The organism is Grimontia sp. SpTr1 (genome assembly GCF_947387585.1).
GTDB classification, from domain to species: domain Bacteria; phylum Pseudomonadota; class Gammaproteobacteria; order Enterobacterales; family Vibrionaceae; genus Enterovibrio; species Enterovibrio indicus.
In genome coordinates this window covers 203,341-225,346 of record NZ_CANDOD010000006.1, presented here as the reverse complement: position 1 = coordinate 225,346, position 22,006 = coordinate 203,341, and the positions used below count along the sequence as shown (strand labels likewise).

The window sequence follows — 22,006 nt, the reverse complement described above, 5'->3', positions numbered from 1 at the left end:
TTATGCGTAAGTTGTTAATTCCTCTAATCATCATATCGCTCGTTTTAGGCTTGATGTCAGTATTCGTCGTCGACGAAGGAGACCGCGGTATTGTGATTCGTTTCGGTCGTGTACTGAAAGCTGACGATGACATGGCGAAAATTTACCCGCCGGGGCTTCATTTTAAAGTTCCTGTTTTCGACAGCGTTAAAGTGCTAGATGCACGTATCCAGACCATGGATGACCAATCAGACCGTTTTGTAACGTCTGAGAAAAAAGACGTGATCATCGACTCCTACGTGAAGTGGAAAATCAAAGATTTCGGTCAGTACTACCTTTCAACAGGTGGTGGTAACCGTCTGACTGCTGAAGCCCTTTTGCAACGTAAAGTGGCAGATGGTTTGCGTGCAGAAATCGGTTCGAAAACCATTAAGGAGATCGTGTCCGAGAAGCGTGAGCAGGTGATGGCAGACGTACTGAGTGAACTTCAGGAAAGTGCTAACGACATCGGCATTGAAGTGATTGACCTTCGTATCAAGAAGATCAACCTGCCTGATGAAATCAGTGAGTCAATCTACGCACGTATGCGTGCTGAACGTGAAACTGTTGCCCGTCGTCACCGTTCACAAGGTCGTGAGAAGGCGGAAGTTATCCGCGCTCAGGCTGAACTGGAAGTGGCTACCGTTTTGGCAGAAGCAGAGCGTACTGCACGTGTAACACGTGGTGAGGCGGATGCAGAAGTTGCAAGGATCTATGCAAACACCTTCAACAAAGAGCCTGAGTTTTATAACTTCCTGCGCTCTCTGCAAGCTTACGAGAAGAGCTTCAACAACAAGGGCGACATCATGGTAGTCGACCCGAACAGTGAGTTCTTCCAGTACATGAAAGAGCCAACGTTGAAGGCAAACTAATCGTTGCCAGGCAGCAAAACAGAAAAGACAAGGCGTCATGCCTTGTCTTTTTTTTATCCAAACGAACGAGAGTAAAAAATGGGCAATGAGTTGTGGCTAGCAATGGGTTTAGTGCTGGTAGTTGAAGGGCTGGGGCCGATGTTGGTACCGAAAAAATGGCGGCAAATGGTCAGCGAAATGAGCCTGTTACCTGATGCTACGCTACGTCGCATTGGCGGGTGTTTAGTCGTCGCAGGTGCGGTAATCGCATATATGATGTGGCCGTCCAAGTAAATCGAAAGAGCAAAAAACTGTGACAGCCCGATGACCATAAGCAGGACGGCGCTCAAAAAATGACTGCATCCTTCAAACGATGGTGCTAGAATCCCGTTTTAATCATCAACTGACTGGAAAAGATGAGTAATAACGTAGTCGTTCTCGGCACCCAATGGGGTGACGAAGGTAAGGGTAAAATCGTTGATCTGTTGACTGAAGACGCTCAGTACGTTGTTCGCTACCAAGGCGGCCACAACGCAGGTCACACTCTTGTCATTGACGGTGAAAAAACCGTTCTTCACTTGATTCCTTCTGGCATTCTTCGCAACAACGTAAAATGCATCATCGGTAACGGTGTTGTTTTGTCCCCAGACGCCCTGATGAAAGAAATGAGCGGTCTGGAAGAACGTGGCATTCCAGTACGTGAGCGTCTTTTCCTGTCAGAAGCTTGTCCGCTAATTCTTCCTTATCACATCGCTCTTGATATGGCGCGTGAAAAAGCACGTGGCGCGAAAGCAATCGGTACAACCGGTCGCGGTATCGGTCCTGCGTACGAAGACAAAGTTGCCCGCCGCGGTCTGCGCGTTGGTGACCTGTTCGATAAAGAAGCGTTTGCCGAGAAGCTTAAAGAAGTGATGGAACTGCACAACTTCCAGTTGGAGCATTTCTACAAAGCTGAACCAGTAAGCTACGAAGAAACCCTGGCGAAAGTGATGGAGCAAGCTGACATCCTGACCAGCATGGTTATCGACGTGACCCAAGAACTGGATGACGCACGTAAGCGTGGCGACAAGATTATGTTCGAAGGCGCGCAAGGCACGCTACTGGACATCGACCACGGTACTTACCCATACGTAACGTCTTCAAACACTACCGCTGGTGGTGTTGCTGCAGGTTCTGGTTTTGGTCCTCGTCATCTGGGCTACATCCTGGGTATCGCAAAAGCATACTGCACCCGCGTAGGTTCTGGTCCTTTCCCGACTGAACTGTATGACGGTCAAGAGAAACAAGACCCAATTGGTAAGCACCTGGGTACTGTTGGCCATGAGTTTGGCGCGACTACCGGTCGTCTGCGCCGTACAGGTTGGTTTGATGCGGTTGCAATGCGCCGTGCAATCCAGATCAACTCGATCACTGGCTTCTGTCTGACCAAGATGGACGTTCTGGACGGTCTGGAAGAAATCAAAATCTGTACGGGTTACCAGAAAGCTGACGGCACCATCCTGAATGTTTCACCGATGGCGGCTGACGAGTACGAGAACATCACACCAATCTACGAAACCGTTCCAGGTTGGAGTGAGAAGACTTTCGGTGCTAAGTCTATCGAAGAGCTTCCGCAGGCTGCACTGGATTACATTGCACGTATCGAAGAACTGACCGGCGTGCCAGTAGACATCATCTCTACTGGTCCAGACCGTAACGAGACCATCATCAAGGTTCATCCTTTCGCGTCTTAATCGGTTTCCGGTGAAAGAAAAACCAGCCTTCAAGGCTGGTTTTTTTTTGCCCAATCGGCCCTATACTGTTGATATTAGTCGGCGGAAATTTTTCGCCGGAAAAAGGGTAAAGTTCGGCAAATCCTTGCCGATATAAGGTAGGCAAGACACACCGTATCCAAGGCCAAAGAGGCGGATGTTTCCTCTTTTTGGCAGAACAATACCTGTATAGTGGGAAGGCATGAAACTGCGTACCTTATTTATATCCATGATGTTAGCCAGCCCTTTCGCGAAAGCGGAAGTGGGTCCGGCTCTTCCTGTGTATGAAGAGTCGCAACTGATCCGCCTGTTTGAGTCGAATACGCACCTCAAGAAGGTGAAAGAAGACGATTGTCAGCTCCTTCAAGATATCGAGGCCCGCGCCATTCGCGTTGAATCCCCAGCTTACCAGTTCCTTTATGGTGATATGTTGGCATGGGGGGTGTGTGTCGACAGAGATGTCGAAACTGGCGTTTATTATATGCAGGTCGCGGCGCAGCAGGGTTTGCCTGCAGCGCTAGAGCAACTTGGTCGCTATTACTCCAAAGGCACTTTGGTGCAGCAGGACAAAGAACGGGCGATCCCATACTTACGTGAAGCCGCATCTCTAGGGAACACTCGGGCGAGGCTTCAATTAGCCGAGCTTCTGGTGGCTGATTACGGCAGCCCATTGGATTACGAAGATGCCTATCGCTGGCTGTATCACACCATTACCGCTGACACATCCACGCACAATCGCATTGCCCTACTACGAAGAGCGTTGGAAGACAAAATGCCGCGAAATGTCATTGCCCGCGCGAAACGACGCGATACCTATTGGTGATGACCAGAACGAATTAAAAAATGCCCGCAGATTGCGGGCATTTTTGCTTTTAGGTGAACGCTTAAATCACTTTATGTGGGCCAAAGCACTCATAGAATATTCGGTCTTTGCTGATGCCCGCATCCACAAGCTGTGTGGCAACAGCCTGCATGAAACCGACGGGGCCACAAAGATAAAAGTCTCGGCTCGAACCTTGGGTTAACCCTTCAACTTTGCTGATGTCTATCAGGCCTTGATGGTCAAATTGTTCGCCCGGCAAATCTGCGTTTGAAGGCTCACGGAACCATACGTCACGCTTGGCAGTATGATGCTGGCTCAGCAAGGTATCAATATGAGCACCAAAAGCGTGGTGATCGCCATTTTCAGCAGCATGTAGCCAGTGGATTTCGGCATCATGCTTGCTGCTGAGAGATTCCAGCATCGACAGCATAGGCGTCAGTCCAACACCGCCTGAAATCAGCGCGACAGGGGTGTCATTGTCTGAATGGAAGAAAAAGTCGCCGGTTGGTGGCGCGAGCTCAACGGTATCGCCAACATTGAGGTGATCGTGTAGATAACTCGAAACCGTTCCCTGAGCTTCTCGTTTCACAGAGATACGGTAAAGCTCACCATTTGGGGCGGCAGACAGGCTATATTGACGGATTTCCTGATTGGCAAACTGTTCAGGAGACAGGTAAATACCGATGTATTGTCCCGGCACGTAGTCCGCCACTTGCTGACCATCGACAGGGGCGAAAACGAAACTGGTGATCACTTCACTCTCGGGTGTTTTGCTGACCAGCTTGAAAGTGCGTGTTCCACGCCAGCCGCCGTTAGAGCCAGCATTCTGTTGGTAGATTTCCTCTTCGCGATTAATGAAAACCTGCGCGAGCACTCCATAGGCTTCTGCCCATGCATCTAACACTTCCTGACCTGGCGAGAAAAGCTCGTCAATTGTAGCCAACAGGTTTTCACCGACGATGGCATACATTTCCGGTGTGATATTAAAGCTCGCGTGCTTTTGCGCGATCTTTTCCACCACTGGAAGCAGGGCTGGCAAGTTATCAATGTTGGCGGCATAGCCGTAGACCGCATTGAAAAGTGCCTCGCGTTGAGCTCCCGTAAACTGGTTACTCATGTTGAAAATATCTTTGAGTTCAGGGTGTCGGCTGAACATGCGCTCGTAAAAATGCGCAGTCAGTTTTGGGCCAGTTTCAGCAAGCAAAGGGGCAGTAGACTTCACTATTTCAATGGTTTTCTCGTTGAGCATGAGGGTTACCTTCTTATGTTTTGTGTTTTTAAAGCTTCATTTGAAATGCATGTTTAAAGTTGTATATGAAATGAATGTTTAGATCAACCAAAATTCCATAAAACGGTCAGTGAAAACGGCGAAGACGTGTATACCCAAACAACCTGAATCCTGCTTTATCAGGTTGTTTGGGTATAAACAGAAAGAAAATCAGAGAGTACGCGCCTTTTGTCTGTGATAAGAGTACAATGTGTGCAAGGAGATTTGAAAACGTGCAATTAACCAGCTTTACAGACTATGGCCTTAGGGCGCTTATGTATCTGGCTATGCTGCCTCCCGGAGAGTTGACCAGTATTACCGTGGTCACCGAGAAGTATGGGGTTTCCCGCAATCACATGGTGAAGATCATTCACCGTATGAGTCAGGTCGGCTACGTTGAAGCCGTGCGGGGAAAGAACGGGGGGATTCGACTCGGCAAGCCAGCTGACACAATTGTTATCGGGGAAGTGATCCGTTCACTTGAACCGTTGCAACTCGTCAACTGTGCGCCGCAAAATTGCCACATCACGCCAGCCTGTCGCCTGAAAACTGCCGTAGCGGCAGCGTTGGAGGCATTCCTTGCTGAGATGGATAAATACACACTTCAAGACATGGTGTCAGGTAACAATGACCTGCATCACCTTCTTATCCCAGTTCGCCCGATCTGATTCTCACCCTGTGAGACGTCATGCCAATTTTTACTGGCAATGACTACGGGCACCCAATTTCGAAATATTTAAGCGATATACTTGATATGCCAATGTCGCTAACGGGAATCTTATATGTCTCAAGACAAACACCTACACAGCAACGACCCTTTTTTGGGGCGTGAAGCAGAAAAATATGACAACCCTGTGCCAAGCCGAGAGCATCTGCTTGAAGTGATTAAAGGCTTTACCACACCGGTAAACCGCGACCAGTTATTTGAAGTGCTGGGTTTGCGCAGCGACGAAGAATACGAAGGCCTGCGCCGACGCCTGCGCGCGATGGAGCGCGATGGCCAACTGATTTTTACCCGCCGTCAATGCTATGCACTGCCTGAGCGTCTGGACTTGGTAAAAGGTACCGTGATTGGTCACCGTGATGGCTTCGGTTTCTTGCGCCCTGAAGGGAAAGGAAACCGCGAAGACTGGCTGCTGCCACATCACCAGATGAAACAGGTGATGCACGGCGATTTCATCCTTGCTCAACCTGCTGGTACCGATAAACGTGGTCGTAAAGAGGCACGTGTTGTCCGTGTGCTGGAAGAGCGAAAAGGCCAGATTGTGGGCCGCTACTTTGTCGAAAATGGTCAGGGCTTTGTGGTACCTGACGATTCTCGTTTGGGTCAGGATATTGTTATTCCGCAAGACGAGCGCAAAGGCGCGCGCATGGGTAACGTTGTGGTGGTGGAAATCTTCCAACGCCCAACCCGCCAGCATAATCCGGTTGGCCGAGTGGTCGAAGTTCTCGGTGAGAACATGGCACCGGGCATGGAAATCGAAATTGCCGTCCGTACCCACAATATTCCGCATGAGTGGCCGCAAGACGTCGAAAAACAAATCAAGAGCTTCACCGAGCAAGTACCGGAAGAAGCGAAAAAAGGTCGTGTTGACCTGCGTGACTTACCACTGGTGACCATTGACGGTGAAGATGCCCGTGACTTCGATGACGCCGTCTTCTGTGAGAAGAAAAAATCAGGCGGTTGGCGCCTTTGGGTCGCGATTGCGGACGTGAGCTACTACGTACGACCAGACTCGGCGTTAGACAAAGAAGCGGTAAACCGCGGCAACTCGGTGTACTTCCCGTCGCAGGTTATTCCTATGCTGCCGGAAGTGCTGTCGAACGGCCTTTGTTCGCTGAACCCGCAGGTAGACCGCTTGTGCATGGTCTGTGAAATGACCATTTCAGAAGCCGGCAAGCTTTCCGGTTTCAAACACTACGAAGCGGTAATGAACTCCCACGCGCGCCTGACTTACACCAAAGTCGCCGCGATGCTGGACGGTGATGAAGAGCTTCGTGAGCGTTATGCGCCCTTGGTTCCGCATCTGGAAGAGTTGAACCGCATGTACAAAGCGCTGAAAGCGTCACGCGAACAGCGCGGTGCGATTGAGTTTGAAACCGTTGAGACTAAATTCATCTTCAACGCCATGCGTAAGATTGAGCGCATTGTGCCGGTTGAACGTAACGACGCCCACAAGATCATCGAAGAATGTATGATTCTGGCGAACATCGCGTCGGCACGTTTTGTTGAGAAGGCCAAAGAGCCTTCGCTCTACCGCGTGCACGAAGCGCCGGGCGAAGAGCGTCTAACAGGTTTTAAAGACTTCTTGAGCGAAATGGGTCTGGCACTTGAAGGTGGCTTAGAGCCATCTCCAACCGATTACGCCAAACTGGCGCATTTGATTGCTGGACGTCCAGATCAGGAACTTATCCAAACCATGCTGCTGCGCTCCATGAAGCAGGCGGTATATCAGGCCGACAACTCTGGCCACTTTGGTCTGGCGCTCAAACAGTACGCGCACTTTACCTCGCCAATCCGCCGTTATCCGGATTTGCTGCTGCACCGTGCGATCAAGTATCTGATTGCCAAAGAAGAAGGACGTAACAAAGACCGTTGGACGCCAACCGGTGGTTACCACTATTCCTTCGACGATATGGACGTGATGGGTGAACAGTGCTCGATGACGGAGCGCCGCGCCGATGATGCGACCCGTGATGTTTCAGACTGGCTGAAGTGTGAATACATGCAGGATCACGTTGGCGAAGTCATGGAAGGCACCATTGCCAATGTCACAGGGTTCGGCTTCTTTGTACGTTTGAACGAGCTGCACATCGATGGTCTGGTGCATATCTCGAATCTTGACAATGACTACTACAACTACGACATGGTGGGTCAAAAACTGGTGGGCGAGAGCTCTGGTCGCATTTTCCGACTTGGCGATCAGGTCACGGTCAAAGTATTATCCGTCAACCTTGATGAAAGGATGATCGATTTCGAGCTGGACGGAACAACCCGTAAAGCCCGCGGAGCAGGAAAAACTGCCCGTAATAAAGCCAAGAAAGGCCGCGCTGAGTCAGGGAAAAATCCTGAAGCACGCCAAGAACGTATGTCTGTTCGTCAGCAATTAAAACGCGGTGCGATTCCAAAAGGTGAGGGTGATAAAGCCCCGGCCGGAAAGCGCGGCGAAAAAGCAGCTGCTGGCAAACGAGGCGGCAAAGGCGAAAACCCGGCGAAGAAGAAAACCAAGGCTGAGAAGGTGCGCAAGAAAAAAGCGCAGAAAGGCAAACCAGCCAAAGCAGGCAAGAATAAGAAGTAATCCATGAGCAATGAAATGATTTACGGCATCCACGCCGTTAAAGCCGTACTGGAATCTGATCCGTCCCGCTTCATCGAAGTCTTCGTGCTGAAAGGCCGTCAGGATGATCGTGTATTGCCTGTACTGAATGAGTTGACCCGTCTGGGTATCACTCTGCAGGAAATGGGTCGCAAGGCGCTGGATGACAAAGCCAAAGGTGCGTCGCACCAGGGCTTGATTGCCCGCGTGAAACCAGGTCGCCAGTACAACGAAAACGATCTCGATATCATTCTGGATGGTAAAGAGAACCCGCTACTGTTGGTGCTGGACGGTGTCACTGACCCACACAATCTGGGGGCGTGTCTGCGTAACGCGGATGCTGCCGGTGTGTGCGCGGTTATCGTACCGAAAGACAAATCTGCTCAATTGAATGCGACGGCGCGTAAAGTGGCGGTAGGCGCTGCAGAAGTGGTGCCATTGGTACGTGTTACTAATCTGGCGCGCACTATGCGTGCACTGCAGGAAAAAGGCGTGTGGTTTGTCGGCACGGCCGGTGAAGCGACGCACGATGTCTACGATGCGAAACTGACTGGACCTCTGGCGATTGTGATGGGCGCAGAAGGTGACGGTATGCGCCGCCTGACCCGCGAGACCTGTGACGATCTCATCAGCATTCCAATGGCGGGCAGTGTATCGAGCCTGAACGTGTCGGTCGCCACTGGTATCTGTCTGTTTGAAGCGGTGCGACAACGCCGCGGATAACCGCAAGAAAACAGACCGTTTTCAGATAAAGCAACGCCCGGTGATTTATTTCTCCGGGCGTTGTGCTTTTTGTTGCTATTAGCGGCGCAATTCTGTACTATCCTGCCTCCAAATTCCCGGTCTTTTACTTTCGTTCCTTGCTTCCGCTGGACGACCGGGCCAAGCGTGGAAGCTGAATAATCCGTAAGGAGCAACCAATGCGTCATTACGAAATCGTATTCATGGTGCACCCTGATCAAAGCGAGCAAGTTGCTGGCATGATCGAGCGTTACACTGGTTCTATCAAAGAGTCAGGTGGTCAGATCCACCGTCTGGAAGACTGGGGCCGTCGTCAACTGGCTTACCCAATCAACAAGCTGCACAAAGCACACTACGTTCTGATGAACGTTGAAGCTGAGCAAGCTGTGATTGATGAGCTGGAAACTGCGTTCCGCTTCAACGACGCTGTGATCCGTAACATGATCATGCGTACCAAAGGCGCTATCACTGAGCCATCTGTAATGATGAAGGCTAAAGAAGAGCGCGCACCACGTCGCGAAGAGCGTGCTGAAGCACAATCTGAAGACGAAGCAGCAGCTGAGTAATTTGATTTGATGACCAATCGGATTGAGCTAGCAGGTGCTATCACCCAAGGCCCGATTCGAAAACAGAGTCCTGCCGGCGTGCCCCATTGTCACTTTGTGATTGAGCATCGTTCGGATCAACGGGAAGCTGGATTGCCAAGGCAAGTCTACTGTCGTTTACCGGTCGTAGTGAGCGGGCAAGGGTCGCAAAACAAAACACAGCACTTAGCTTTAGGCAGTAACATCAAGGTAGGCGGGTTTCTCGCTTATCAGACCGGCCGAAATGGCGTAGGAAAATTGGTGTTGCATGCTGATGAAATTATAGACATTTAAGATCAGGAGATAGCCCCATGGCACGTTTCTTCCGTCGTCGTAAATTCTGCCGTTTCACTGCAGAAGGCGTACAAGAGATCGATTACAAAGACGTAGCGACTCTGAAAAACTACATCACCGAAGCTGGTAAAATCGTACCTAGCCGTATCACTGGTACCCGTGCTAAGTACCAGCGTCAGCTGGCACGCGCTATCAAGCGTTCACGTTACCTGGCTCTGCTGCCATACACTGACAAGCATCAGTAATCGGCACTGTCCAAGTTAATAGAGGAATAGATAATGCAAGTTATTCTGCTTGATAAAATCGCTAACCTGGGTGGTCTGGGTGATCAGGTAACTGTTAAGTCTGGTTACGCACGTAACTTCCTTATCCCACAAGGTAAGGCAGTAATGGCTACTAAATCTAACGTTGAGCATTTCGAAGCTCGTCGTGCAGATCTGGAAGCTAAAGTTGCTGAAGCTCTGGCAGCTGCTCAAGCACGCGCTGAGCAAGTTGAAGCGCTGGAAGCGGTTGAAATCGCTTCTAAAGCTGGTGACGAAGGTAAACTGTTCGGTTCTATCGGTACTCGTGACATCGCTGACGCTGTAACTGCAGCTGGTGTTGCTGTAGCGAAGAGCGAAGTTCGCCTGCCAGAAGGTGCACTGCGTAACACTGGTGAGTACGAAGTCAGTCTGCAACTGCACTCTGAAGTATTCGCTACTGTTAAGCTGAACGTTGTTGCTGAGTAATTCAGACACATCGTCGCTTTGAAAAAACCGGCCTTTGGGCCGGTTTTTTTGTACGTGGGATTTGGGAAAGCGATCATAGGAAAAGCATAAGCGGACCTGGTTCCTGGGAGAAGAAGGTCCTAGGAAGGGACAAAGGGCTTACCTCTATGCCTATACCATCTAAAATCATGCAGTACCCAGTACCCAGTACCCAGTACCCAGTACCCAGTACCCAGTACCCAGTACCTAAAACTTATAAAGCATATTCACAGTAAAAATCGAATCGAGGTTTTTTAATCCCGGTGGCACTTCACTGATGTATTTCTGGGTGGTGGAAAGCTTGATCGCCAGATCGTCGATGAGGCTGGTGGAAACCGACGCCCTCGCTTCAAAACTAGTGTTACTTTGCCCACTGATAGCCGTAATTCGACCTTCAAACAGGGCGGTCTTAGTCATCTGCCATGAGAGTTCTGCCTGACCACGCAAAATTGCCTCTTCCACGTCATGAGGCAAGATGAGGTCATCGTCATCCAGCTCATCCAGATTCGGGGTTTGATAACGGTAACCGGGGCCGATCTCTAGCAACAGTGACAAATCTTCCTGCCAAATGGCCTGATAACCTAACCCTGCGGCAACGGTGAGATCCTCGTAGTATGGGCCATATTTATCATCCAGAAAGCTGATGTTTCCCCACACATAGCGTTTTGGGTCAAACTTATAGTTGGCCTGACTCTCGAACTCACTTTTACGTTTGTCTTCTTCACCGTCTTTTTCAACCAACAGGAATTTGGCTTCAGAGGTGTGTCGATAGGGACCGTCTGTGAAGTTCACGCCAAGGCGGCTGTTGATCGTCATCGAGTCTGAGTTACCGGAAAGGGCCTGAAACCCCAGTTCGATTTCAGATTGCCATGGTTCAGATGTGCTTGCTTTTGCACAAAGAGAGAGTGCCACCAGACAAAACAGAGACGGTTTCAGTAGCGACGACGCCATTTAGGTTACCATTACAACATCAGGAGCCACATTCTATATGAATCCTCCTGCATTTCGTCAGCAACACGTTAAATTGGCAAGCAAAAAAGTCGTGGTCGCTCCAAAGCGCCTACCGATAGTTATTCGTCAGAGGTTCTGGGTATAATGTCGGTCGAATCGACAAGGTAATAAGTGATATGGCAGAGCAACGCAGCAAGCAATTTAATTCCAACAAACCTAAAGACCGTCAGGTTGATGCCCTGAAGGTGCCGCCGCATTCTCTGGAAGCTGAGCAGTCTGTGCTGGGTGGTCTGATGCTGGATAACGAGCGTTGGGACAGCGTGGCAGAAAAAGTGGTTGCTGCAGACTTTTACAGCCGTCCTCACCGCCTTATTTTTGAAAGCACGAAGCAGCTGCTTGATGCAGGTATGCCGCTGGATCTTATTACCCTTTCTGAAAACCTCGAAAAGCATAGCCAACTGGAAGATGTCGGCGGTTTTGCTTATCTCGCAGAGCTGGCAAAGAATACCCCAAGTGCGGCGAATATTGTCGCCTATGCGGATATCGTCCGTGAACGTGCCATGGTGCGTAACCTTATCAGTGTCGCTAATGAAATTGCTGATGCAGGCTATGACCCAGAAGGGCGCACGTCAGAAGACCTGCTCGACATGGCAGAGAGCAAGGTTTTCGCCATTGCAGAATCGCGTACCACGGAAAACGAAGGCCCACAGAACATCGATAATGTTCTGTCGAAAACCCTTGAACGAATCGAAATCCTGTTCAAATCGCCGCAAGACGGTGTGACCGGTGTGTCGACTGGCTTTACCGATTTGAACAAGAAAACCGCAGGCTTGCAGGGGTCGGATCTCATCATCGTGGCGGCGCGTCCATCCATGGGTAAAACGACCTTTGCGATGAACCTGTGTGAAAACGCCGCCATGGATCAGGAAAAGCCAGTACTGATTTTCTCTCTCGAGATGCCTGCTGAACAGCTGATGATGCGTATGCTCGCGTCGCTTTCCCGAGTTGATCAGACCAAAATCCGTACCGGTCAATTGGATGACGAGGACTGGGCGCGTATTTCATCGACCATGGGTATTCTGATGCAGAAGAAGAATATGTATATCGATGACAGCTCAGGCCTGACGCCAACAGAAGTACGCTCCCGAGCCCGCCGTGTGGCGCGTGAACATGGCGGTCTGTCGATGATCATGGTCGACTACCTTCAGTTGATGCGTGTGCCTGGCCTTCAGGATAACCGTACCCTTGAGATTGCCGAGATCAGCCGCTCGCTCAAGGCGCTGGCTAAAGAATTAAACGTGCCTGTTGTGGCCCTGTCGCAGCTTAACCGCTCGCTGGAACAACGTGCAGACAAACGCCCTGTAAACTCCGACTTGCGTGAATCGGGCGCGATCGAGCAGGATGCGGACCTTATCATGTTCATTTACCGTGATGAGGTGTACAACCCGGAAAGTCCGCTAAAAGGCATTGCAGAAATCATCCTCGGTAAGCAGCGTAACGGTCCAATCGGTAGCGTGCGTTTGACCTTCCAAGGCCAGTTCTCCCGCTTTGATAACTATGCGGGTCCTGCGTTTGATGAAGAATAAAACAGAGTTTGTTGAGTATTAACCGCGAGGTGTTATGAAAGCGGCAACAGCAATCATCCATACCGCTGCCCTTAACCACAATATCGACATTATCCGCGCCATGGCGCCGAACAGTCGAACTTGGGCGGCGATTAAAGCTAATGGATACGGACATGGCCTTTTGCCCGTGGCAAAGGCACTTTCTTCTCAGGCCGATGGCTTCGGCGTTGCACGCCTTGAAGAGGCGATGAGCCTTCGCGCTGGCGGGATTGTGAAACCTATCCTGCTGCTTGAAGGTTTTTATTCTTCTGCGGATTTGCCAACGCTCGAAGCACAGAATCTGCAAACGGCGGTTCATTGTATTGAGCAACTGGAAGCGCTGGAAAAAGCCAACCTAGAACATCCACTTCATGTCTGGCTGAAAATCGACACCGGTATGCATCGTTTGGGCGTGCGTCCGGAATACGTGGCGGAATTTGTCGAGCGACTGAATGCCTGCCCGAATGTCGCGAAACCTCTTAACTTTATGAGCCATTTCGGCTGTGCGGATGAACCGGAAAAGCCAGTTACAGAGCAGCAAATTGCGCTGTTTGAAGAACTGATTGCTGGTCAGCCGGGTTACAAATCGTTGGCAGCATCTTCCGGCAGTTTAATTTGGCCAACCAGCCATTTTGATTATGTTCGCCCTGGAATCAGTCTTTACGGCATATCTCCGATGGTAGAGCGCTGTGGCAAGGATTTCGGCCTCACGCCAGCCATGACCATGACTTCAAGCCTTATCGCTGTGCGTGAAGCCAAGAAAGGTGAAACGGTGGGCTATGGCGGCCGCTGGATGACAGATCGTGATACCAAAATCGGTGTGGTGGCGATTGGCTATGGCGACGGATACCCGCGCGCAGCGCCAGATGGCACTCCGGTAATGATCAATGGTCGACGTGTGTCTTTGGCTGGGCGTGTTTCAATGGACATGATCACCATTGATTTGGGACCAGATGCGACCGACCGCGTGGGCGATGAAGTGATCCTGTGGGGCGAGGAACTCCCTGTAGAAGAAATTGCCCGTCATGTAGGCACCATTGGCTATGAGCTTGTCACCAATCTCACATCCCGTGTTGACCTAATTTATACCTAGGGTCAATAGACCCAAACGTAAGTTGTAGAACGTTTTGAATCTGAAATTTTCTAAAGCCGTAACCCGCGTTACGGCTTTCTTATCTTTGCCATTTTTGCTTTTTCCAAATGGCGCTCTGGCATCAAGTCATCCAGAGTCGGAATTGCTGGATATTGAAGTGGTTCCCTTTGTCTTCTCCACTGAAACCTTGGGTTTCTCCGCGGGTATGGCTGGGCTTTGGAAAGGTGCGGGACAACCGCAAGCCTCGTTGTTTGCGGCGGGGCTTGGTACATCAAAAAGCACGTGGATGGGCTTTGTTGCCGCCAATAATTACATGCTTTCTGCAGACAGTCGCTGGCTGCTGAGTGGGCAGTTTTATGAAGGTGACTTCAAACAGTTTGACTACTATCTGGGTGATGCCGCGTCCAACAACTCTGTCTATGACGATCGTCTGACTGCAGACAGTCGTGATGCCCAGCATCATCTTTCCTTCCGTTATATCTTGCCTTTGGGCGAAGCAGTAAGCAGTCCCGTTCGTGCTGCGCTTTCCCCTGAGCGAGACGTTGAAGGAAATGCGCCGTGGAACAGCGGCATCTCTTCGATTGATTTCCGCCCCTTCTACAATGCCCGAACGTTGGAAGGTGAGGGCGTCAATACGCCGAGCGATTTTTCGGATGCAACCGAAGTGTGGGGACTTGAAACCCACTTGAAATGGGATAACCGCGACAGCAGTAACAACCCAACTAAAGGCAGTCTCAGCGAGGTTATTGTCACCGTCGAGCCGGGCGCTGATAACAGGGCGAGTTGGTGGAAGTGGGAACTAAATCAAAGTTGGTACTGGGATCTCGGCGGTTGGGATGATCTCGCCAATGAGCAAGTTTTGGCATTCAACCTCTATACCTCAGATACGCCAAGCTGGAACGACAAATCAGAGATAAATGGTGAGTCGGTCTATCGCAGACCCCCGGAATTCGCCGCAGCTCGCTTAGGTGGTTTGTATCGTTTGAGAAGCTTTCAGTCCGGCCGTTATGCTGACCGTTCGGCGTTGAGTTACAGTGCGGAATACCGGGTGATCCCGGAATGGCAACCTCTGGGCCAGTTACCCGTTTTCAATTGGTATGACGTGCCATGGTGGCAGTGGGTGCTATTTACTGATGTTGGTCGTGTGGCTGATGAGTACGATTTGAGTGAGCTTCACAGTGATATGAAATGGAGCGCTGGCGCAGCAGTGCGTTTTCAGGTGGAAGGCATTGTAGTGCGCTCAGAGCTTGCAATGGGCTCGGAGGAAAGCATTTTCCGCGTCATGATTAACCAGCCATTCTGATAAAAGAAAAAGCCCCGACGCATAGCGTTGGGGCTTTTTCGTTCTACCAAGTGATTTTTTCAAATCCTATTGAGACGTCATCCCCGCCACCTGGTTCGTCAGACCTGATGTTCCACGTTAGCCTGAACTTGGCAGTGCTCGATGCAGGCGTAAAGTTGAAGCTATAGTTGGTTTTAATTGGCTTAGAAGAAATTCGCGATTGATAGTTACCCACCAACTCCCAGCCATTCCCGTGGTCAACCTCAACTTTTAACTGTGATAGCCCACCAATATCTTGCGTTGAGAGGATTTGATAATGCAATGTACTGGCAGAGCCCACGGACAGGCCAGCAATCGTTCCTTCAAAGCGAGATGAGTGGTTGGAATTGTGGTAGTCACCAACCCATGCCCTTGGGTAGGAACCTGGATCAGAGCAAAAAGTAAGACTTGCAGGTTTCCACGCCCAGCTGCCGTTACTACAAAACTTATTGAAGGTGACTTGAGCAGGATCATTATCGGTAATGGTGACACTGGCTGAACTCAGGTCACTCTTATTGGTGTTCACCCACGCATCCATCGAAAACTGTTCACTGGCCTCATGCACCGAGTCATTGACCGTAGGTACCGCAATACGCACCGATGTCACGCCTTGTGGCAGGCTGATGTCAGTACCTGTTGATGAAAGGGTGGCCGACCCGGTTGAGTTATCAGAGAACAGTAATGCCACGGTGTTTGTAAAATCAGTGGTCACTTTCGCCGTACCATCTTTCAGAGCGACGTGCAGTTTGGTGTTTGTATCACTGGTGGCTTTGTCAAAGTTAACGGTGAAATAGGCTGTCGCGCCTTCTGCTACCGAGTTCGAAGCCAGCGTAATGCCAGAGACCGTTGGTTTCAGGTCACTCGGGAACACGGTCTTATCATAACAAGTGTGATCTTCAGAGGTGACAGTGGCCATTGCACTTATGCGACTAGGGAACAAGCCCACCGCTTTTTTCTCGCCGGTAGAAGGTTTGATGCGGAACAGGTGGTTACTGTTCACGTTACCTGAAACGTTTTGGTTCTTGGCGGCAACCAGCATTTGTCCGTTTTGATCCAGCGTCGCTGCGGCAACTAAATCAATAAAGTGGAAGGCTTTCAGGGTTTGTGCACCTGTGGTGGTATTAATCACGAAGGTGCGGCTATTGGTCACAAACAGCAGTTCACCGTCCTGAAACACAAAATCGCCCCAACTGGTAAAGCCGCCAAATTTCAAGTCGTCAGAAAAGTCAGCGATGTGCGTGGTCTCACCTGTGGTTGGGTTGACCTTGAAAATGGTTCTTGCGTCTGACGCATAAAGCTCACCAGAGTCTGGGTCAAATGCCATACGCATAATCTGCTTATTGACGGTTGGACCTGCGACATGCTGTCCTGTTGCCGGATCCATATACGCCAATTGATAGCTTTCGATGCGGTTAGCGTGCAGGTCTAAGCTTTTTAGCTCTTCATCTGTGTAGGTTCCTTCAGGAATATCCACATAGTAAGACGTTGGCTGAGGTGCGCTGGCGTAATACAGACGATCAGTGACGCGATCGTATGACATGCTGGAAGCACTGAAGTGTGCACGGGAATGGAAAATCGAACGATCAACCGCATCAGCGAAGTATCGGGACGACATTTGCTTGGCTTCCTTCACATCAAGCAACATGCCTGCGTGTCCGCGACCTGCATTCATAGAGTAAACGTTACCGGCACAGTTGGCGAATGCCTGCAATGAAGTCAATGTTCCAGTAATGATTACAGCAGTGAGAAGTGATTTTTTTATTTTTGTCATATTTGTAATCCATGGGTGGTTTGTAAATCTATGCATCCTGATTAGCTATATCAGGATGGTCGATTAATTTTTGTGTTCTCGCTTATGAAACAGTAGCGATAAGAAGAGTGTATTGAAATGTTCCAACGAAATGTTGATGAAAGATGATAAGCGTATTTTTTTAATAAATTATTAGGAAATAAATACGTGTTATTTGGTGGGTCGATTAAGAAAGTAGTGCGGGCAATCTCAATAGAAATGATTTTACTGGTAAAAAAGAATGAATAATGGGTGAATTAGAGATTCTTCTTGAAATGAACTTGTATGTCTGAATTTATTAGCATCGCTGTTTGATAATTTGGTTGAGTATCAGCATGTGAGACTACATTCCTCAGAATGTTGAATTAAAAAAGGTGAACACGCAGCTCACCTTTTTATGTTTTCTCAAACATATCTATCGGCTACAGCAGTTTTTACTTTTTTGCTTTGCTCGATACATGGCTTCATCTGCATGCCGGATTAAGGAAGTGGTATCTTCAGCATCGTCTGGGCACACTGCAATTCCAAGGCTCAGCGTCACCGGGATGGTTGCACTGACCAGTTTTAGTCCGGTTTCAATAGATACGACCAACTTTTCGGCGATCTCCATGGCTTCGTCTGCTTCGCGAAGATTGGTGAACAGCAGTACAAATTCATCACCACCAATTCGGGCAACAAAGTCACCATCACGCAATGCTTCCTGAAAAATACGAGCGGCGGCTTTAAGCACTTCATCGCCAATATGGTGACCCAAGGTGTCATTGACGGTTTTGAAGTTATCAAGATCAGCGAACATAACTGCAAACGGGAAATGCTCTTTGCTGTAGCTTTTTGTCATGTCTTGCAGACGATCTGTAATGAGCTGCCGAGTTGGAAGTCCTGTTAACATGTCGTGGTGCGCCATGTAAGTCAGCTCTTTTTGTAGCTTATCTTTTTCAATGGCATTGCTTTTAAATACCTCCAGCGCTTTGGCCATATGGCCGACTTCATCTTTCCGCTCTGATACAGAAATGTTGATGTCCAATTCATTGTTAGCAATACGGTTCATCATTGATGACATGGCAGCGATCGGCTTTGCAATGTCTGAAGCAAGAAAATATCCGACGATAAAAATAACGACGGTTCCTGCCAGCACTGAAAAGGCTAACGCACTGACAAAAACGCGAAGAGGGCTCAATATTTCGTCTCGCTCTATTTCAGCGATGATTGCCCAATGCAGCGACATAAAGTCAAAAGGCGCGAAGGCAGTGAGTACTTCCATCCCTCTGTAATCTTGCTCAAACTGAACGCCAGAAACGCCACTGAGTGCTTTCACAGCAGACTCGGTATGAACAGAGGCTTCCAGAATACTTTCTCCATCAAGAAATCGGGAATTGCTTCGCATCAGCTCATCAGAACCAATCAGAATGGTTTCACCGGTCTCCCCCATACCTGCGCTGATTTGCATGACACTGTTGATATATTTAATTGGCATTTCGAAGATGAGGACGCCTATGTATTCCTCACCGTTTTTGTGTATGGGTGTAGCGAAAAAGGCTTCAGGTTGATTGAAGCTGGGCTCATATCTTTCGAAATCAGTTAGGTAGGCATTACCCACTGAAGGGTTTTTATTGACCATGGTAAATGCCCGGGCCAAGTGAGTGTCTTTCCATTTGCCATTGAGAAGATTAGTGGCAAAGTCATCTTCTTTTTTGACGGTATAAAGGATATTGCCCGTTTTATCGACGAGGAAAATATCAAAGTATCCATGCTCAGCGGCTAGATTACGGAAGAAAGGGTGATATTTTTTATGGGCTTGGCTATATGCAGAACCATCTTCGGCATTCAGCAAAGCTTCTTTCTGGCCGACATCGAATGGGTTATCAGTAATATAAAGTGATTGAAGAGTTGATTGCTGATGAGGACCTAAATCTGCCCATGCCTCAGAGATTTCAATCACTGCATCTCTCGTCTGAGGAGAGCGAGCGTGAATAAAGAGATCTCGCTTTACCGTATCAAAGTACTGAAGTAGCGATTCCTTTCTTGAATCGAGCAATGCAACAAGTTTTGACTCCGCAGAGAGGATGAGCTGTTCTGCGGCGAACTTGTAACTCATTATTCCTGTTGTAATTGAAGATAAAAGCGCGAAAGAAATAATTACCAGTGGCAGCTTTCTTGTGATTTTGACGTTTTCTAACATTTGACCTCCCCAAGCCCTTTGAAAAGTATAGGAAGTGAGTCGTCAAACGAGAGGTTGTTTATGCGGTGTTATTCATGTTTTGACAAGCTAGCAGTACAGTTAGCGTGAACGGACTCAGTTTTGCCCGCCTTGTATTGTCACAATCATTCTTCGTGTACCACCGTGGTCTCGATGCTCGCCCAGATAAATACCCTGCCAGGTTCCTAATGCCAATCTGCCGTTGCTGATTGGAATCATGACACTTGCGCCCAAGAGCGATGCCTTGATGTGCGCTGGCATATCGTCGTCGCCCTCGTAGGTGTGCTGATAGTAAGGTGCGCGCTCTGGCACGAACTGGTTAAAGTGCGCTTCCATGTCGCTTCTCACCGTTGGGTCAGCGTTTTCATTGAGTGTCAGACTGGCCGAAGTGTGTTGAATAAACAGGTTCACCAAGCCGACATCCAGGCTGCGAATTTCCGGTATTTGCTTTACCACTTCGTCGGTGATCAGGTGGAAGCCTCTTGCGCGGGGACGTAGGCTAATTGTTTTTTGTGTCCACATTTAAAACAACCTGCTTTAAAAATTTTGGGTAGAGTGCGTGACGCTGCGAGTTCAAGTTGGTTAATCGGTCGTCACTGACCTAGCGCAACATTGCAGCAAATTTTTCGTGGCAAACTGTCACGCCCTTGGTGCCTGTAATCTAGTGGCGATATTTGAATGCGGCTAAAAGTATACAGGACTTGGAGTTGATGTCGGTGACATCTTGTACTCAGGTACCCTGAAACCTACACCTTCAGGAAGTTTGGGTATACCATTATGCGATTCTGGAGGCTGCCCCGAAACAAGGCGGCCTACCTCTGTAACGTGGGAAGGCAGTGCCCGCGATAACAGACTCTGTCTACAAAGGAACAATGATTATGTTGAAGTCCATCAATCCGACGCAAACCGCAGCGTGGAAAGCGCTGACGGCTCACTTTGAAGATGCGCAGGATTTGACCCTCACCTCGCTTTTCGCCAACGATCCGAACCGTTTCGATAAGTTCTCTGTGCAATTCGGCAATGACATCCTACTGGACTATTCAAAGAACCTGATCAGCGAGCAAACGCTGGACAAACTGTTCGCATTGGCTGATGAAACGGAAGTAAAAGGCGCTATCGAAGCGATGTTCCGTGGTGACAAGATCAACCACACTGAAGGCCGCTCAGTGCTGCACGTTGCCCTGCGTAACCGCAGCAACACGCCAGTGATGGTCGATGGCGAAGACGTGATGCCTGCAGTTAACGCTGTGCTGGAGAAAATGAAAGGTTTTTCCGAGCGTCTTATCAGTGGCGAGTGGAAAGGTTACACCGGCAAAGAAATCACTGACATCGTGAACATCGGTATCGGCGGCTCTGATCTGGGTCCTTACATGGTGAGCGAAGCGCTGGCTGCTTACAAAACACGTTTGAACCTGCACTTCGTTTCTAACGTTGACGGTACACACGTTGCGGAGACCTTGAAAAATCTGAATCCAGAAACAACCCTGTTCCTGATTGCATCAAAAACTTTCACGACGCAAGAAACCATGACCAATGCTCTGTCTGCGCGTGATTGGTTCCTGGCATCAGCAGAAGATCAGGCGCACGTAGCGAAACACTTCGCTGCGTTGTCTACCAACGCACAAGCCGTTGCTGAGTTTGGCATCGATACCGACAACATGTTCGAGTTCTGGGACTGGGTGGGTGGCCGTTACTCACTCTGGTCTGCGATTGGTCTGTCAATCTGTCTGGCCATTGGCTACGACAACTTTATTGAGTTGCTGGCTGGCGCGCATGACATGGATAAACACTTCCAAAGCTCGCCGTTTACTGAAAACCTGCCTGTGCTGCTGGCACTGATTGGTCTTTGGTACAACAACTTCCACGGCGCGGAATCAGAAGCGATTCTGCCTTATGACCAGTACCTGCACCGCTTTGCGGCGTACTTCCAGCAAGGCAACATGGAATCAAACGGTAAGTATGTGGACCGTGACGGCAAGCCTGTTGATTACCAGACCGGCCCAATCATTTGGGGCGAGCCAGGTACCAATGGTCAGCACGCGTTCTACCAGCTTATCCACCAAGGCACCAAGCTGATCCCATGTGATTTCATTGCACCTGCAATCAGCCACAACCCGCTGAGCGATCACCATCCTAAATTGATGGCGAACTTCTTCGCGCAAACGGAAGCACTGGCATTCGGTAAAACCCGCGAGCAGGTAGAAGCAGAATTCGCAGCAGCGGGTAAATCGGCTGAGGAAGTGGCGGATCTGGTACCGTTCAAAGTATTTGAAGGTAATCGCCCAACCAACTCAATTCTGGTGAAGCAAATCACCCCTCGCAGCTTGGGTGCGCTCATCGCAATGTACGAGCACAAAATCTTCGTACAGGGCGTGATTTGGAACATCTACAGTTTCGACCAGTGGGGCGTAGAGCTGGGTAAACAGCTGGCGAACCAAATCCTGCCAGAACTGGCGGATCAGGATGAAGTGACCAGCCATGACAGCTCAACCAATGGTCTGATCAACGCGTTCAAACAGTGGCGTGCATAATACCAATCGTAGTAAATATCTGCTCATCCTAGCTTGTTAAAATGCTCGATAACTGCGTTGAAAAATTTAATCGTAGAATAACTACTTATCGAAATTTTCCGCCTTGTTCTCGAGCATTTTCCCTGCGC

At 49.5% G+C, this 22,006-nt stretch carries 20 protein-coding genes; 15 read left to right on the top strand and 5 right to left on the bottom strand.

Annotated elements, in window-relative coordinates; all coding sequences use genetic code 11:
* The first annotated feature begins 2 nt into the window (after window positions 1-2).
* From hflC to QL223_RS11600, 4 genes are all read left to right on the top strand, one after another.
* Window positions 3-890, top strand: a complete 888-nt coding sequence (gene hflC, locus QL223_RS11615; protein WP_002539403.1) for a protease modulator HflC — start codon at window positions 3-5, stop codon at window positions 888-890.
* 78 nt (window positions 891-968) lie between these two features.
* The gene (locus QL223_RS11610; RefSeq protein ID WP_002539404.1) at window positions 969-1,163 is read left to right on the top strand and encodes a DUF2065 domain-containing protein; all 195 of its coding nucleotides are present in this window, start codon (window positions 969-971) and stop codon (window positions 1,161-1,163) included.
* 122 nt (window positions 1,164-1,285) lie between these two features.
* Window positions 1,286-2,602 (top strand): adenylosuccinate synthase, encoded by a 1,317-nt coding sequence (locus QL223_RS11605; RefSeq protein WP_002539405.1) that lies wholly within the window; start codon window positions 1,286-1,288, stop codon window positions 2,600-2,602.
* Between the two features lie 220 nt (window positions 2,603-2,822).
* A complete protein-coding gene (locus tag QL223_RS11600; protein ID WP_002539406.1) occupies window positions 2,823-3,443 on the top strand; it encodes a tetratricopeptide repeat protein in 621 nt (206 codons plus the stop codon).
* A gap of 61 nt (window positions 3,444-3,504) precedes the next feature.
* On the opposite strand, the gene hmpA is transcribed toward QL223_RS11600, so the two are convergent.
* Complete coding sequence (gene hmpA, locus QL223_RS11595) at window positions 3,505-4,692, bottom strand: NO-inducible flavohemoprotein (protein ID WP_281544818.1); 1,188 nt, start codon at window positions 4,690-4,692, stop codon at window positions 3,505-3,507.
* 251 nt (window positions 4,693-4,943) lie between these two features.
* Here hmpA and nsrR point away from each other — a divergent pair, with 251 nt between their 5' ends.
* The 7 genes from nsrR (at window position 4,944) to rplI (ending at window position 10,374) form a co-directional block, all read left to right on the top strand.
* On the top strand, window positions 4,944-5,378 hold the full coding sequence (nsrR, locus tag QL223_RS11590; RefSeq protein ID WP_039850120.1) for a nitric oxide-sensing transcriptional repressor NsrR: 435 nt from the start codon (window positions 4,944-4,946) through the stop codon (window positions 5,376-5,378).
* Between the two features lie 114 nt (window positions 5,379-5,492).
* Window positions 5,493-8,009, top strand: coding sequence for a ribonuclease R (rnr, locus tag QL223_RS11585; RefSeq protein ID WP_281544817.1), 2,517 nt, complete (start codon window positions 5,493-5,495; stop codon window positions 8,007-8,009).
* A gap of 3 nt (window positions 8,010-8,012) precedes the next feature.
* A complete protein-coding gene (rlmB, locus tag QL223_RS11580) occupies window positions 8,013-8,750 on the top strand; it encodes a 23S rRNA (guanosine(2251)-2'-O)-methyltransferase RlmB (RefSeq protein WP_002539410.1) in 738 nt (245 codons plus the stop codon).
* A 197-nt stretch (window positions 8,751-8,947) separates the two neighbouring features.
* Window positions 8,948-9,334: a 30S ribosomal protein S6 gene (rpsF, locus tag QL223_RS11575; RefSeq protein ID WP_002539412.1), complete on the top strand. Its 387-nt coding sequence runs from the start codon at window positions 8,948-8,950 to the stop codon at window positions 9,332-9,334.
* A gap of 9 nt (window positions 9,335-9,343) precedes the next feature.
* Window positions 9,344-9,646, top strand: a complete 303-nt coding sequence (gene priB / locus QL223_RS11570; protein ID WP_039850121.1) for a primosomal replication protein N — start codon at window positions 9,344-9,346, stop codon at window positions 9,644-9,646.
* Window positions 9,647-9,663: 17 nt separating this feature from the next.
* The gene (gene rpsR, locus QL223_RS11565; RefSeq protein WP_002539422.1) at window positions 9,664-9,891 is read left to right on the top strand and encodes a 30S ribosomal protein S18; all 228 of its coding nucleotides are present in this window, start codon (window positions 9,664-9,666) and stop codon (window positions 9,889-9,891) included.
* Between the two features lie 33 nt (window positions 9,892-9,924).
* The gene (rplI, locus tag QL223_RS11560) at window positions 9,925-10,374 is read left to right on the top strand and encodes a 50S ribosomal protein L9 (RefSeq protein ID WP_062712349.1); all 450 of its coding nucleotides are present in this window, start codon (window positions 9,925-9,927) and stop codon (window positions 10,372-10,374) included.
* Window positions 10,375-10,599: 225 nt separating this feature from the next.
* Here the strand turns inward: rplI and QL223_RS11555 are convergent, their stop codons facing one another.
* Entirely contained in the window at window positions 10,600-11,343 is a 744-nt protein-coding gene (locus QL223_RS11555) for a DUF481 domain-containing protein (protein WP_281544816.1), read from the bottom strand.
* Window positions 11,344-11,519: 176 nt separating this feature from the next.
* Here QL223_RS11555 and QL223_RS11550 point away from each other — a divergent pair, with 176 nt between their 5' ends.
* Genes QL223_RS11550 through QL223_RS11540 form a run of 3 tightly spaced genes read left to right on the top strand, consistent with a single transcriptional unit; the run spans window position 11,520 to window position 15,343 of the window.
* Entirely contained in the window at window positions 11,520-12,929 is a 1,410-nt protein-coding gene (locus tag QL223_RS11550) for a replicative DNA helicase (RefSeq protein WP_046302979.1), read from the top strand.
* A gap of 34 nt (window positions 12,930-12,963) precedes the next feature.
* Window positions 12,964-14,040 carry an alanine racemase gene (gene alr, locus QL223_RS11545; RefSeq protein ID WP_281544815.1) on the top strand — a complete coding sequence of 359 codons (1,077 nt, stop codon included), beginning with the start codon at window positions 12,964-12,966 and terminating at the stop codon, window positions 14,038-14,040.
* 34 nt (window positions 14,041-14,074) lie between these two features.
* Entirely contained in the window at window positions 14,075-15,343 is a 1,269-nt protein-coding gene (locus tag QL223_RS11540) for a BamA/TamA family outer membrane protein (protein ID WP_281544814.1), read from the top strand.
* A gap of 43 nt (window positions 15,344-15,386) precedes the next feature.
* Here the strand turns inward: QL223_RS11540 and QL223_RS11535 are convergent, their stop codons facing one another.
* The 3 genes from QL223_RS11535 to QL223_RS11525 all read right to left on the bottom strand — a co-directional run bounded on the left by QL223_RS11535 (window position 15,387) and on the right by QL223_RS11525 (window position 19,869).
* On the bottom strand, window positions 15,387-17,132 hold the full coding sequence (locus tag QL223_RS11535) for a hypothetical protein (protein WP_281544813.1): 1,746 nt from the start codon (window positions 17,130-17,132) through the stop codon (window positions 15,387-15,389).
* Between the two features lie 433 nt (window positions 17,133-17,565).
* Entirely contained in the window at window positions 17,566-19,245 is a 1,680-nt protein-coding gene (locus tag QL223_RS11530; protein ID WP_281544812.1) for a GGDEF domain-containing protein, read from the bottom strand.
* A 198-nt stretch (window positions 19,246-19,443) separates the two neighbouring features.
* Window positions 19,444-19,869 (bottom strand): secondary thiamine-phosphate synthase enzyme YjbQ, encoded by a 426-nt coding sequence (locus QL223_RS11525; RefSeq protein ID WP_002539432.1) that lies wholly within the window; start codon window positions 19,867-19,869, stop codon window positions 19,444-19,446.
* Window positions 19,870-20,225: 356 nt separating this feature from the next.
* Here QL223_RS11525 and pgi point away from each other — a divergent pair, with 356 nt between their 5' ends.
* Window positions 20,226-21,878 carry a glucose-6-phosphate isomerase gene (gene pgi, locus QL223_RS11520; protein ID WP_281544811.1) on the top strand — a complete coding sequence of 551 codons (1,653 nt, stop codon included), beginning with the start codon at window positions 20,226-20,228 and terminating at the stop codon, window positions 21,876-21,878.
* Window positions 21,879-22,006: the final 128 nt, after the last annotated feature.